This is a genomic window from Longimicrobium sp. (assembly GCF_036280135.1).
GTDB lineage: Bacteria > Gemmatimonadota > Gemmatimonadetes > Longimicrobiales > Longimicrobiaceae > Longimicrobium.
Genome location: NZ_DASURI010000501.1, coordinates 1 through 12561, shown reverse-complemented (window position 1 = coordinate 12561; position 12561 = coordinate 1). Strand labels below are relative to the sequence as shown.

The 12561-nt window shown below is 66.7% G+C and carries 12 protein-coding genes and 2 pseudogenes; 6 read left to right on the top strand and 8 right to left on the bottom strand.

What is annotated here, in order from left to right:
- Nucleotides 1-413: 413 nt before the first annotated feature.
- Nucleotides 414-1370, top strand: a complete 957-nt coding sequence (locus tag VFZ20_RS16225; protein WP_329684956.1) for a zinc-dependent alcohol dehydrogenase family protein — start codon at nucleotides 414-416, stop codon at nucleotides 1368-1370.
- Between the two features lie 376 nt (nucleotides 1371-1746).
- Entirely contained in the window at nucleotides 1747-2502 is a 756-nt protein-coding gene (locus VFZ20_RS16220; RefSeq protein WP_329684955.1) for a hypothetical protein, read from the top strand.
- A gap of 148 nt (nucleotides 2503-2650) precedes the next feature.
- Here the strand turns inward: VFZ20_RS16220 and VFZ20_RS16215 are convergent, their stop codons facing one another.
- The 5 genes and pseudogenes from VFZ20_RS16215 to VFZ20_RS16200 form a co-directional block, all read right to left on the bottom strand.
- The gene (locus VFZ20_RS16215; protein WP_329684954.1) at nucleotides 2651-4075 is read right to left on the bottom strand and encodes a hypothetical protein; all 1425 of its coding nucleotides are present in this window, start codon (nucleotides 4073-4075) and stop codon (nucleotides 2651-2653) included.
- 1133 nt (nucleotides 4076-5208) lie between these two features.
- Nucleotides 5209-5706 carry a hypothetical protein gene (locus VFZ20_RS16210; protein WP_329684953.1) on the bottom strand — a complete coding sequence of 166 codons (498 nt, stop codon included), beginning with the start codon at nucleotides 5704-5706 and terminating at the stop codon, nucleotides 5209-5211.
- Nucleotides 5707-5890: 184 nt separating this feature from the next.
- Nucleotides 5891-6010, bottom strand: a pseudogene (locus tag VFZ20_RS32770) (hypothetical protein); the annotation flags it as partial.
- A gap of 77 nt (nucleotides 6011-6087) precedes the next feature.
- Complete coding sequence (locus VFZ20_RS16205; RefSeq protein ID WP_329684952.1) at nucleotides 6088-6828, bottom strand: hypothetical protein; 741 nt, start codon at nucleotides 6826-6828, stop codon at nucleotides 6088-6090.
- Between the two features lie 297 nt (nucleotides 6829-7125).
- Nucleotides 7126-7338, bottom strand: coding sequence for a hypothetical protein (locus tag VFZ20_RS16200; RefSeq protein ID WP_329684951.1), 213 nt, complete (start codon nucleotides 7336-7338; stop codon nucleotides 7126-7128).
- Nucleotides 7339-7355: 17 nt separating this feature from the next.
- Here VFZ20_RS16200 and VFZ20_RS16195 point away from each other — a divergent pair, with 17 nt between their 5' ends.
- Nucleotides 7356-7574: a hypothetical protein gene (locus tag VFZ20_RS16195; RefSeq protein ID WP_329684950.1), complete on the top strand. Its 219-nt coding sequence runs from the start codon at nucleotides 7356-7358 to the stop codon at nucleotides 7572-7574.
- Nucleotides 7571-7840 carry a hypothetical protein gene (locus VFZ20_RS16190; protein WP_349264099.1) on the top strand — a complete coding sequence of 90 codons (270 nt, stop codon included), beginning with the start codon at nucleotides 7571-7573 and terminating at the stop codon, nucleotides 7838-7840. Before VFZ20_RS16195 ends, VFZ20_RS16190 begins: the two co-directional genes overlap by 4 nt.
- Nucleotides 7841-7922: 82 nt before the next feature.
- Here VFZ20_RS16190 and VFZ20_RS16185 read toward each other — a convergent pair.
- A pseudogene (locus VFZ20_RS16185) lies at nucleotides 7923-8021 on the bottom strand (hypothetical protein); the annotation flags it as partial.
- 77 nt (nucleotides 8022-8098) lie between these two features.
- Between VFZ20_RS16185 and VFZ20_RS16180 the strand changes: the two are divergent.
- Together VFZ20_RS16180 and VFZ20_RS16175 are read left to right on the top strand one after the other, a co-directional pair.
- The gene (locus VFZ20_RS16180; RefSeq protein WP_329684947.1) at nucleotides 8099-8344 is read left to right on the top strand and encodes a hypothetical protein; all 246 of its coding nucleotides are present in this window, start codon (nucleotides 8099-8101) and stop codon (nucleotides 8342-8344) included.
- Nucleotides 8331-8651 (top strand): type II toxin-antitoxin system PemK/MazF family toxin, encoded by a 321-nt coding sequence (locus tag VFZ20_RS16175; protein WP_329684946.1) that lies wholly within the window; start codon nucleotides 8331-8333, stop codon nucleotides 8649-8651. The genes VFZ20_RS16180 and VFZ20_RS16175 overlap by 14 nt, the downstream gene beginning before the upstream one ends.
- Before the next feature lie 81 nt (nucleotides 8652-8732).
- Here VFZ20_RS16175 and VFZ20_RS16170 read toward each other — a convergent pair whose 3' ends face one another.
- Both VFZ20_RS16170 and VFZ20_RS16165 read right to left on the bottom strand, forming a co-directional pair.
- Nucleotides 8733-11132 carry a glutamine--tRNA ligase/YqeY domain fusion protein gene (locus tag VFZ20_RS16170; RefSeq protein ID WP_329684945.1) on the bottom strand — a complete coding sequence of 800 codons (2400 nt, stop codon included), beginning with the start codon at nucleotides 11130-11132 and terminating at the stop codon, nucleotides 8733-8735.
- 184 nt (nucleotides 11133-11316) lie between these two features.
- On the bottom strand, nucleotides 11317-12561 hold a 1245-nt coding region (locus VFZ20_RS16165; RefSeq protein WP_329684944.1), incomplete at its 5' end, for a hypothetical protein.

Here is a 12561-nt window from a genome sequence, read left to right as displayed (position 1 = left end):
GGCGTTGAGCTGAATCACCTCGTGCAACTCCTCCGCCTGCCCATGCATCACCGTGATCCATTCGACCGGCTTATCGCCGCGCAGGCCCTTACCGAAGATCTCCTCCTGGTAAGCGTTGATCCGGCACTCGATCCATACGGGATCAAACGCGTCTGGTGAGCATGGCTCCGGAAGCACGGTACGCCGCGCATCTCCTTAGGCAAATCGAGGCCGGTGATCCCGCGGGATCACCGGCCTCGATCATCAGGGGCGCTACCTCCGCCGGAACGGAGCACGGCCGGAAGGCAGGGAATGCAGTACTCTGCGTCCTCCGCGGCTCTGCGTGAGAATGCCGTTGCCGTTTTCGCTGCTCGCCCGTGGGCACGCTTCTGGCCGCCGCCGTGCGCGAACCCTGTACGAGGACGAGGAGCGACATGCGTGCGATGGTGATCGACCGCTTCGGCGGGCCGGAGGTGCTGCAGGCGCGGGAGATGGACCGGCCGGAGCCGGGCCCGGGCGAGGTGCTGGTGCGCGTGGTCTGCGCGGGCACCAACCCCGTGGATGCCAAGCTGCGGCAGAACGCCAGCTGGGCCGGCCTCACGCCGCCGCTGGTGCTGGGGTCCGACGCGTCCGGCGTGGTGGAGGCCGTAGGACCCGGCGTCACGGAGTTCAGCCCCGGCGACGAGGTGTACTACATGGACGAGATCTTCGGCAACACCATGGGCACCTACGCTGAGTACAATGCCGTCCCCGCGCGCATCGTGGCGCGCAAGCCGGCCAGCCTTTCGCACGAGCAGGCCGCCGCCGTGCCGCTGGCGGGCGGGACGGCGTGGGAGGCCATCGTCCGCCGCTTGAACGTGCGCCCGGGCGAGACGGTGCTCATCCACGGCGGCGCGGGCGGCGTGGGCTCGTTCGCCGTGCAGTTCGCCAGGGCGGCCGGCGCGCGCGTGCTGGCCACGGCCAGTGCCAGCAACCAGGACGTGCTGCGCGAGCTGGGCGCCGACGTCTGCATCGACTACGGCGCGCGGGACTTCGCGGAGGTGGCCCTGCGCGAGACGGGCGGCCGCGGCGTGGATGCCACGTTCGACACGGCCGGCGGCGACCTCATCAAGCGCAGCCTGCCCGCCACGCGCCCGTTCGGCCGGCTGGCGTGCATCCTCACGCCGGCGGAGACGCTGGGCGGGCTCAGCAGCCGCAACCAGACGCTGCACGGCATCTTCGTGATGCGCGAGGCGGACCGGCTGCGGGAAATGGCGGCCGTCATCGAGCAGGGCCGATGCACGCCGCTCATCGGCGAGGTGATGCCGCTGGAGGACGTGCGCCGCGCCCACGAGCGCCTGGACAGCGGCCACGGCACCGGCAAGCTCATCCTCCGTGTGACGGAAGGCTGATCGGCGGCCTCCGCGCATCCTTCGAATCCCCCAGTCATTCGGCGCCGCACCTAGCCGTGGATGAAAGCGGCAGTTCAACCTCCCCCAGGGGTTTTGGGGGAGGTGGGCGAGCTCCGCGAGCCCGGAGGGGGCGCTCGCGTGGGGCCTGCTGCACGCCGACCACCCAGCATAGCGGAGACTCGGCTCCCCGGTCGGATCGCCGGCCCTTCCGCGTGGGTATGAGCAGGGGCGGATCCGCTGGACCTAGGTCAAACGACCCGTTGTGATCGGACCTCGCGAAACCGAAACTATGCGGGCGCGGCGAAACCTCGCCGCGCCCGATGCGCATCATCCGCCCCTCATCGGTCGCACGTCCTCAGAGCCCGGAACCGGACCCATGTTCGAAACCCTTGTAATGGCCGGGACCGCCCTCCTCCTCGTGGCGGGCATCGTGTCGATCAGGCATGCGCGGGCGTTCCGGCGCACGCGGCAGATGCGGGCGCTGGCGCGGCGGATGGGCTGGACGTTCCAGGCGAGCCCGTCGCCCGACGTGGTGCCGGACCGCAGGCGATTCGGCCTGTTCACCGTGCGGATGCGCCAGCGGATGCGCAATCGCCTGTCCGGCCGGATGGACAGCTACGAGGTGGCCGTCTTCGACCTGCACTACTCCACGACGCGCGACACGGGCATCGCGGGCTCGGCGCAGACGGTGGTGCACGTGCGCTCGCCCCTGCTGGAGCTGCCCGCGTTCTCGCTGCGGCCCGAGCGCGTGCTGCACCGCGCGGGTGACCGCGTGGGCGGCCAGGATATCGACCTGCGCCAGGACGCGGAGTTCTCGCGGGCGTTCCACCTGCTGGGGAGCGACGACCAGGGCATCCGCGACCTGTTCGACGCCCGGGTGCGCGAGGTCTACAACCGAACGCCCGGCGCGGCCACGGACGGCAGCGGCGGCGACCTGCTCTTCTGGCGCCGCGCGGAGGTCGCCTCCGCGCACGAGGTGGCCGCGCTGGTGCAGACGGCGCTGGAGATCGCCCGCCTGCACGGCCGCGGCGTCTACCACATCACGGGGCGGACGAACGGCAACCACACCCCGCACATCGCCGCGCGCCTGTCCGCCCAGCGCTGGGCAGACAGCTACGACCGCCCGTTCTGAGCCGCATCCGCCCGACGCACGTCGGCCGACGCGGGGCAGGGGAGAGACGCGAAATCGGCCGGCGATCCGCACTGGATCGCCGGCCGATTTTCATCCGCCATCCTGCGCGTGGGCAGACGCGCGCGCATCCGCCTCGCGGCCGGGCGCGTTACTGGAACGTCACCGCCGCGTAGACGGTGAACGAGGGCGGGTCCACGGCCGCGCCCGAGCTGTTGGTGAGCGTCACCGTCACCGTGTTGGCCGCGGTGATGGCACCCGTGAGCTGAACGCCGGTCGGGAGGGAGCTGGCGGCCACGCGCACGCTGTCCGACGCGCGCACGCCGGCCCCGGGGACCGTCAGCGTGGTCGTGGCGGACGCGCCGTTCGCGATGCTGGGCGGGTTCCACGTGGCCCGCGCCGACGCCGACGGCGTGTTGTTCGCCACCGTCGCCGCGGCCGGCAGTGTGCCCTCGTACAGCTCGCGGGCCGTGGGCATCACGTTCTGCGTCAGCGTGACGGAGCCCAGCGCGCCGCCGGCGATGAAGCGGCACAGCGCCGCGCCGTCACGGCTCACGTTGCCGTGCAGCACCACGTTGCGCAGCTCCGTGAGCGTCGCGTTGGGGTGGCGGTAGATGGACGCGAACGTGAACGTGCCATCCGACTCCACGACCGTGTTGTCGCGGATGACGATGTCCTCCATGTCCGGTACGTCGTCCGAGAACGAGTTGTAGAGGTTCACCAGGCGCAGCCGCGCGTCGCCGCCCACCACCGTGACCGCGTCCGGGTTGCTGATGCGGTGCACGGTGAACCCCTTGACCACCACGTTCTTCTGGAACTGCACCAGCTCCACGACGGTGGGGTAGCGGTGGTCCAGCACGGTGGCGTCCTGGAACGTGATGTTCTCCGGGCGCTGCGTGTCGGACGCCACCGAGTGCCACACCCGGTGCGTGGGGCAGCGGCAGCCGATAAAGACGTCGCCCTCGCTCACCAGGTTCTGCAGGGCGTACACGTGGTACACGGCGCTGGGCGTCTTGGCCAGCGTGACCGTCCGCTGGTCGAACGTGTTGTCGTAGCAGCGGTGCGTGTAGCGCGCGGGATCGGCCAGCGGGCCGGACTTGTCGCTGATGATGCGGTCACCCGTGGTGTTCGACTCCACGTGGACCACCGTGTTGCGGCCGAACTCCAGCGACCCGTACGGCCAGTAGACCACCGTCCCCGTGTCGTTGGTCACCAGGCGCTCGATGTGGTTGTCCGTCATGGTGATGGACTCCACCGCCGAGGTCTGCAGCACGCGCGCGACGTGGGTGCCCAGGTCCGACAGGCCCGTGTTGATGCCGAACACGCGGTTGCGGCGGAACGCCACCCGCGTGGGCCCGTTGCCGGCCTCCGGCGCGGAGTCCAGCGTGCTGCGCACGCGCACCAGGAAGCGGGTGCCGTCCGTCACCTCGTTGTCGTCAAAGTACACGTCCGTCACGGGCAGGCCGTCCGAGTAGAGGGCCGTGCACCGGGCCAGCCGGTTGCCGCCCACCCGCAGCGACGTGCCCGTAAAGCCCGCGGCGTCCGCCGACCAGACCTGCTCCGACCAGGGCTGCACCGTCTGCGTCGCCTGGTGCTGAGCTGGCGTGATGAGCAGGACTCCGATCGGCAGTCGTGAGTCATGCTCACGACTGCCGATGGTGCTTCCGCGACGGAGAATAGGACGCTGGATGACGCAACGAGTCAAGGAGTCGATCCGTGCAGCGCGTGAACTTCTAAAAAATCAGGAGCGGTTGCGTGTATTGATCTTAGCCAACTTCTCCGGAATGAGTCCACAGGCGCAGCGACTCTCGGCATGAGCCGCGTTGATGATTTCGACGACCCGGACGTGCTTCTCGGACACTGTACCGTAACGAAGAAACGGACGGGTTCGCTTTGCCCGCTTCCCGCTCCAGTCGTAATGAACGCCCACTATATGCTTGCCGTGGAATGGGTGCATGAGTTCGCGCACGCAAGCACCGTTTTGACGACGAAAGCTACCGGCGAGTACTCTTGGGCACTTAAGGCTTACAGATCCAGATGGCTGAAGTTCGCCGGCTGATTTGGCACCGCGCTAGCGACGATCACTGCTCGGATAGCTGTCCTGTCGCCCGATTACAACTGAACTTTCTCCGTTGACCGTTGTCCAACCGTAGAACACGGGAACAAACTATCGTGTTGCCTGAGCGCCATTCGAGTCGGTGATCGCGTCCCGGGCGGACTGCGCGCGTTTGGTCAGTGGTTCCGCGCGAGCGCCCGTTGAGATACGCGTCCAGTGTACCGCCACTCGCACTCCAAGTTACCACAGGCCACTCATTCGTTTCGAACTGCCCGATTTCGCCCGGCTGAACATCTTCCTCAAGCGTTACAAAGATTACGCCGTCCGGTATAAGGTTGATGCTATCTCTCCAAACCACGGATCTCAGATTTCCAGATCTTCGTGTGCTGTAACTCACCTGCAAGTAAAAGCTCTTCACATCTTCTTCACTCACAGTGATCTGGGCGGTAGCTGTACTATCAAGGTGTATGGGAGCATTTATCTGACCGATGTTGACTTGGACTCGAGCTTCTGCCAATTCCTCAGGTGCCTGGATTGTAACGCGGCTAAGGGACTCTGGTTGAGCAGTAAGCCCCTCGCTCGTCATAGCCACAAACGAAACTACGCCCACCAGACAGTGAAGATGTGTCCAAGACATGATGCACCTCGCCCAATTAGGAGATTTTCGTTACATCGACCGCGAACAATCCGATTAGAACAGAAGCCAGTACTAAGCACCCGTAAGATGCCCATCGCCCATATTGCAAGGAGTCGCGTGTGAAGTCTACGGCGTTATCGCCCATCATTTGGAGCAAAATCTCCCGACTTAGTAGACAGAGGATCAGCGCCGCAGCTAAGAATATTAGTGCAGCAATCATGTATACACGTCCTGCATCTGGCACACCGCCTTGGTGCTTCTGTTGGTAAGTCATCAGGAACGCAACCGCACCGAATCCTGAGAGCGCGAGTTGTGCTAAGTTTGAAAATGAGTCAATATACAACTCGGTTATCGCTCGCATCTGCTCTGTATCAGCAGAGGCGAATATCCGGAATCCATCATCAGGAGGTACTTGGACGAAGAACAAGCCGATAATCAATGCAGCACCGGCACCAGCGAGAGATAACCATGCGGAAAGCCTCGGCATTATACCACCTCGATTGAAGGTGATCATTCAGTACAACTCGGAATGCTCAAGAACTATGAGCGAAGGTGGCTGGTTGAAGCAAGAAAACGTTTGGTGGTACTGCTAGTGATTGCGACAGGATATTCTGAGAGGGGCCTTATATCTCACTCTCAGAAACGGCCGGCCATCCATCGCGGATCGCTGGCCGTTCTCGTTCATAGCGTGCTTGGGCTCAGCCGCCCAGCCGCTCCTGCACGAGCTGGCTCACGAGCGCGGGGTTGGCGGTGCCGCCGGACTGACGCATCACCTGGCCCACGAAGAAGCCCAGCAGGCCCGTCTTGCCGGCGCGGTACTCGTGAGTCTGGCGGCGATCACTGGGTCAACCGTGGAGCCATGACGCAGTCCCGGCCCTGTCGAGCGACGCACCGTTTACCTTGTTGAAGCTCCGGATGGTGATCCCAGACGCATCGTGACGAACGCCCCATGAAGCCGCTCCGCTGCAGTCAGCACGAGCCGGCCCATCTCATCGCCCCGCAATTCCTTGTACGACCCCTGGCCAAAGTACAGGCCATCGGACACGAGAAACGTCGTACGGACCTCGCCTTGGGGAGGGGGCGGCAGTCTTTCCCCCGTCCAGGGACCGATCTGGTTGGCGATGAATCCCGAGACCTCCAAGAGAATTCGGATATGCTCCGCGAGCTGGGCCACGTGTCCTTCGACGAAGCCCATCTTCTCCGAGTGGTTGATGTACCGTACGCTTCCATCCGTGAACGCCGCGAGCACATCGAGCCCACCGTCCAAGTGGACCTCCACGATCGTTCCGAGCAGGATACGCGAGGGTACCGACTCCCCCTTTTCGCGAAGCAGGTTATACGCCCACATGCGATTGCGGCCCTCCTGGGATTCGTCCTCCGCGATGGCGCGGAGCGTTGCCACGCTGTCATCCATCGCACCGACCGGCGCACGGCCATCGTCGCAGAACAGCAGGTTGTAGATGTCGTTGCAGGTGGCGTCGCGGTACGGCTCGTGTCGCGGCGCCGCTTTGATGGGGATGGGAGCGATGGGCGGTTCGTCCCTGAGTGCCCGCATTGCGAGCTGGCGGATTTCATCGGGTCCATTCCTGCGGGGCGCCCTGCGCAAGCCAAGGGTCTCAAGAATCTTTGTGATCACTGAGCGTTTCCTGTAAGAGATGGGCCGGCAAAGCGCCGAGAACACACCTGCTCGGCGGCAGTGGCGTCACGCACCCGTCATCGCAGAGGTTGGGCCCGCAAGCGATAATTGGCGCGCTGGTGCGCTATTTCGTTGCCAAGCGGGTGATTAGGGCACCAGCGCGACCGCAGTGGAAAAAGAATGAACCTCCCGGTGAGGCGCTTTGGGTGCAGTCGCTGTGGCACCGTTGCCCCGAAAAGCAAACGCCCGTGATCTGGCGGTAGATCACGGGCGATTCGTTTAAACAGGACGGATCAATCAGTTCCCCAGCCGCTCCTGCACGACCTGGCTTACGGGCGCGGAGTTGGCGTTGCCGCCGGACTGGCGCGTCCCCTGGCCCACGAAGAAGCCGAGCAGGCCCGTCTTGCCGGCGCGGTACTCGTCGCCTTGGCGGCGTTGCGTCTGCCCACGATCGGCTTCACAGCCCAGCGCACGCCTTGTAGATTCACAACATCGCCCAAATGCTGACATCCACTCAGGAGAGCGCGATGACGTACATGCTGGACCAGGCAATCCTGGCGGCGCAGGCGTTGCCCGATGCGGAGCAGGACGCGATCGCAGCCGCGATCTTAGCCGAAATTCAGGATGAGCACCGCTGGGCAGAGGCATTCGAGCGGTCGCCGGAGACGCTCGCGGAACTCGCGCGTGAGGCGCTCGAGGAGCATCGCGCCGGCCGCACGTTGCCGCTCGATCCGGACCGGATGTGAGGTCGCGAACTACGGAGCGCTTCCGGAAGGCTTTGGCCGCATTGCCGGATGACGTGCAGGAACAGGCGCGTCAAGCCTACCGGCAGTTCGTGAATGATCCACAGCATCCGGGATTGCGCTTCAAACCGGTTCATCCGTCGCAACCGATCTATTCTGCACGCGTGGGCCGCGGTTATCGTGCGGTCGGGGTTCTCGACGGCGATACGGTGATCTGGTACTGGATCGGCTCGCATGCGGAATACGACCAGTTGCTGAAGCAGCGTTGATCAACATCTGGCACTATTGAAACGGCCGGCGATCCCTCGCAGATCGCCGGCCGATTCCATTTGTCCTTGAGCCCGAAGACGATCAGCTCCCCAGCCGCTCCTGCACGAGCTGGCTCACGAGCGCGGGGTTGGCGTTTCCGCCGGACTGGCGCATCACCTGGCCCACGAAGAAGCCGAGCAGGCCCGTCAGGCTGGGCTGTACCACGTCCCTCGCAATGTGTTACCTTCATCGTCAGGCTACGCACACGTGTTAAGACCGTGGAGGACGTGATGCTACAAACGGTGGAAGCGGTGATTGAGCGGGACGGCCGGGTGAGGCTCCTTGAGGCGGTAATGCTTCCGGAAAGCCGCCGAGCGCTCGTGACGGTTCTTCCTGACGCCGCGGATACAGCGGAGGATCTTGCGGCCGCGTACGCCGAGATGGCTGCGGACGAAGCCCGCGAGGCCGAGGCGCTGGAGTGGTCGAACGCGCTACTCTCGGATGTGGCGGATGAGGCGCGGTGAAATCTGGTGGGTCAACTTCGATCCCTCGATCGGAGGCGAGATCCGCAAACAACGGCCTGCCATCATCGTCAGCAACAACGCTTCCAATCAGCACCTCAATCGCGTGCAGGTGGTCCCGTTGACGAGCAGTGTCGGCCGCCTCTATCCAAGTGAGGCGTTCGTTCTCCTGAACGGTGAGCAGCGAAAGGCGCTGGCAGATCAACTGACGACAACTGCCAAGGAACGCCTGATTGGAAAAGCGGGAGTGCTTTCCGCGGAAGATCTCGAATCTGTAGAACGTGCGATCCGCATTCAACTCGGATTGTAAGCGTTTGCGAGAACAAGTACGGCCGGCGATCCCCGCGGATCGCCGGCCGTTTTTGCTCGATGAGCCTGGGCGTGGAGCCAATCAGCTTTCCAGCCGCTCCTGCACGAGCTGGCTCACGAGCGCGGGGTTGGCGTTGCCACCGCTCTGGCGCATCACCTGGCCCACGAAGAAGCCCAGCAGCCCCGTCTTGCCGGCGCGGTACTCGTCCGCCTTCGCCGCGTTGGCGGCGATCACCTGGTCCACGATGGGGGTCAGCGCGCCGGGATCGCTCACCTGGCGCAGGCCGCGGCGCTCCACGATCTCCGCCGGGCTGCCGCCGCCGCGCACCATCTCCGCCAGCACCGTCTTGCCCGCCGCGCTGCTGATGGTCCCGTCGTCCACCAGCCCGATGAGCGCGCGCAGCTCCGCCGGCGTGAACGCGATGTTGCTGATCCCGCGCTCCTTCACCTCCAGCAGCACCACGTTCACCATCCAGCTCGCCACCGACTTGGGCGCGGCGCCGAGCGCGACCGTGGCCTCGAAGATCCCGGCCAGCTCGTCGTCGCGCGTAAGCACGTCGGCGTCGCCCGTCGCCAGCCCCAGCTCCGACACGAAGCGCTCGCGCTTCGCCTCCAGCTCCGGCGAGCGCACGACCTCCATCACCCCCGACGGACGGGCGCCGCCCGCGGACGCGCTTCGCTCCTTCGGCGCGCGCTCCGCCTTGGGCTTCTTCCCCGCCTTCGGCGTGGGCGCGGCGGCCTTCTCGGACGCCTTGGCCCACGCGTCGCGCAGCGTGACCGTGCGGTTGAAGACGAGCGCGTCCGGCCGCGAATCCACGATGTCGCTGCAGAAGTAGCCCACCCGCTCGAACTGGTAGCGGCTGCCGGCAGGGTCGTCCTTCACGCTCGGCTCGATGAGCGCGCCGGGGACGACCACGAGCGACTCAGGGTTCAGGTAGTCCTTGAAGTCGCCCTCGCGCGCATCCGGGTCCGGCACGGTGAACAGGCGGTCGTACAGCCGCACCTCGCAGGGCACGGCGTGCGCCGCGCTCACCCACTGGATGGTGCCCTTCACCTGCCGCCCGTCCGGCGTCGAGCCGCCGCGCGTCCGCGGATCGTACGAGCAGCGCAGCTCCACGATCTCGCCCGCGGCATCCTTCACCACCTCGTCGCAGCGGATGACGTACGCGTAGCGCAGCCGCACTTCGTTGCCCGGCGACAGGCGGTGGAACCCCTTGGGCGGGTTCTCCTGGAAGTCGTCGCGGTCGATGTAGACGGTGCCGCTGAAGGGCAGGGGACGCGAGCCCTCGTTGGGCACGTCGTGCGGCCACAGGGGCGCGTCGAACGTCTCCGTCTCCCCGGCCGGATAGTTCGTGAGGGTCACCTTGAGCGGCTTTAGCACGCACAGCACGCGGGGGGCGCGCGTGTTCAGGTCGTCGCGGATGGCGTGCTCCAGCTTGGCGATGTCGATGCGGCTGTTGAACTTGGCCACGCCCATCCGGTCCCAGAACGCCTTGAGCGCCTCGGGCGTCACGCCCCGGCGGCGAAAGGCGGCGATGGTGGCCATCCGCGGATCGTCCCAGCCGTTCACGTAGCCGCCCTTCACCAGCTCCAGCGACTTGCGCTTGCTGGTGATGGTGTACTCCAGCTCGCCCCGTGCGAACTCGTACTGGTGCGGCCGCGCCGGCGTGCCGCCTTCCGACCGGACGAAGTCCTGCCAGTGGTCCACCACCCAGTCGTAGACCGCGCGGTTGTTGTCGAACTCCAGCGTGCACAGCGAGTGCGTGATCCCCTCGATGGCGTCCTCGATGGGGTGCGCGTAGTCATACAGCGGGTAGATGCACCACCGGTCGCCCGTGCGGTAGTGGTGTGCGTGGCGAATGCGGTACAGCAGCGGATCGCGCAGCAGCATGTTGCGGCTGGCGAGGTCGATCTTTGCCCGCAGCACGTGCGCGCCGTCGGGGAACTCGCCCGCGCGCATCCGCCGGAACAGGTCCAGGTTCTCCTCCGCCGAACGATCGCGGTACGCCGTCGGCCGCCCGGCCTCCGTCACGGTGCCGCGCGCCTCGCGGATCTCCTCGTCCGACGAGCTGTCCACGTACGCCAGCCCGTTTTGCACCAGGAACTCGGCGAACCGGTACATCTGCTCGAAGTAGTCCGCCGCGTACAGGGGGCCATCGCCGAAGTCCGCGCCCAGCCACCGCACCGTGTCGGCGATGGACTCCACGTAGTGGACGTCCTCCGTCTCGGGGTTGGTGTCGTCGAAGCGCAGGTGAAAGCGGCCGCCCGTCTCGCGCGCGATGCCGTAGTTGAGCAGGATGCTCTTGGCGTGGCCGATGTGCAGGTAGCCGTTGGGCTCCGGCGGAAAGCGGGTAACGATGGTCTCGTACTTTCCCGCGCGCAGGTCCTCGGCCACGATGGCGCGGATAAAGTCCAGCGCCTCGCGGTCCGCGTACGCGTCGGGCCGCGGCTCGCTCCCGCCCTTCGTTTCTGTATCGGTCACGGTCGGTCTGACGGTCTTCGGTCGATTGAAATGCGGCGGATGCGAATCGCGGCGCCGGGTCCGGAACCGCGAACAATAACACGTTGCGGCATCCGTCTACAACGGCCGATCCGTCCCGGACGCGCCGAAGCCCCGCCGGGACGACGGGGCTTCGGTGGATGCGGATCCGCGGATCAGCCCCGGTCTACCACACGTCGTCGGACGCGATGATCATGGGCTTCATGGGGACGAGCGGCGACCGGCCGGACGGTTCCCGCCAAGGCGCGGGCACGCGCGCCCACTGCTCCGGCGTAAAGACGGACTGCAGCTGCGCCTGGACGGAATCCAGCATCTCGCCCGTGATCCCCGTGTACGCGCGCAGCCGAAAGCGCGCCGGCGAGCTGGCCTGCGACGCCGTGTCCGCCCGGTGCGCCGCGGACGCCAGCGAGTCCAGCAGCGGGGGAAGGACGAGCTGCACGGAGTCCGCCAGCAGGGCCAGGGCGCGCCGCTGCTCCCCGCTCAGCCCCAGCCCCAGCGAATCGGCGGACTGGAGCAGGCGCAGGGGCAGGTTGGGCGCGCGCTCGGCCACGGTGGCGCGCAACTCGTGCAGCGGGCGGACGACGGCGCTCTCCCGGCGCGTATCCTCCACGATCCACTGCTCCGCGGGGTCCGTGCCGATGGCGAACCGCGCCTGCAGGGTGATGGAGAACGCGGCGAACAGCCCGCTGCGCCGCTGCAGCGACTGGCCGAACGCGCCGTTGACGTCGTACGCGAACGCGCGCCGGTCCGCGTCGAACCCGCGCACCCGCAGCAGCGTGGGGTCCGGCAGGCTGGCGCGGCCCCACCCGTGGACCTCGTCCTCCCCGCGGACGCCGCGGTTCCACAGGTAGTCCGCCAGGCTGGGCAGGTTGGCCGCGTTGAGGGAGAACTCCACGGGCCGTCCGCCCACCCGCATGGGAAGCAGGGCCTGCGCGTCCAGCGTGGCCGTCCACGGGCCGCGGCAGCTGTTGCGCCCGGCGATGCGCCCCAGCTGGCGGCGCAGGCAGTCGCGCGCGTGCGCCGGCGCGTCGTGCAGCAGCCGCTGCATGGCCCCTGCCGCCGTGCCGTCCGCGTTCCCGGGATCAAAGACGAACGCCGCGTCGTTCGACACGCCGTCGCCGTTGACGTCGCCCGAGACCAGGGGCGTGTACGGCGCGCCGGAGGTCAGCCGCCCCAGCAGGGCCAGCCGCCCCGTGCCTAGGAGGGGCTGGCTGTACGTGAGCTGGAACGCGTGGCGCCGCTCCCAGTCGCCGGGGCCGCGCAGCAGGGCGCGCGGGTCCGCGCCGGCCACGGCCAGGGCGCCGCCCGGCGCGTTCAGCGCGGACGCCTCGTCCCACTGCCGCGTGTACGTGTAGTTGAGCACGGCGATGCGAAACACGCCGCGCGGCACGTACATCACGGAGCCCGTCAG

What these genes read in the sequence shown, in the direction of transcription:
- VFZ20_RS16225 (WP_329684956.1), top strand. Translation starts at nt 414, where the DNA reads ATGCGTGCGATGGTGATCGACCGCTTCGGCGGGCCGGAGGTGCTGCAG.
- VFZ20_RS16220 (WP_329684955.1), top strand. Translation starts at nt 1,747, where the DNA reads ATGTTCGAAACCCTTGTAATGGCCGGGACCGCCCTCCTCCTCGTGGCG.
- VFZ20_RS16210 (WP_329684953.1), bottom strand. Translation starts at nt 5,706, where the DNA reads ATGATCACCTTCAATCGAGGTGGTATAATGCCGAGGCTTTCCGCATGG.
- VFZ20_RS16200 (WP_329684951.1), bottom strand. Translation starts at nt 7,338, where the DNA reads ATGTCAGCATTTGGGCGATGTTGTGAATCTACAAGGCGTGCGCTGGGC.
- VFZ20_RS16195 (WP_329684950.1), top strand. Translation starts at nt 7,356, where the DNA reads ATGACGTACATGCTGGACCAGGCAATCCTGGCGGCGCAGGCGTTGCCC.
- VFZ20_RS16175 (WP_329684946.1), top strand. Translation starts at nt 8,331, where the DNA reads ATGAGGCGCGGTGAAATCTGGTGGGTCAACTTCGATCCCTCGATCGGA.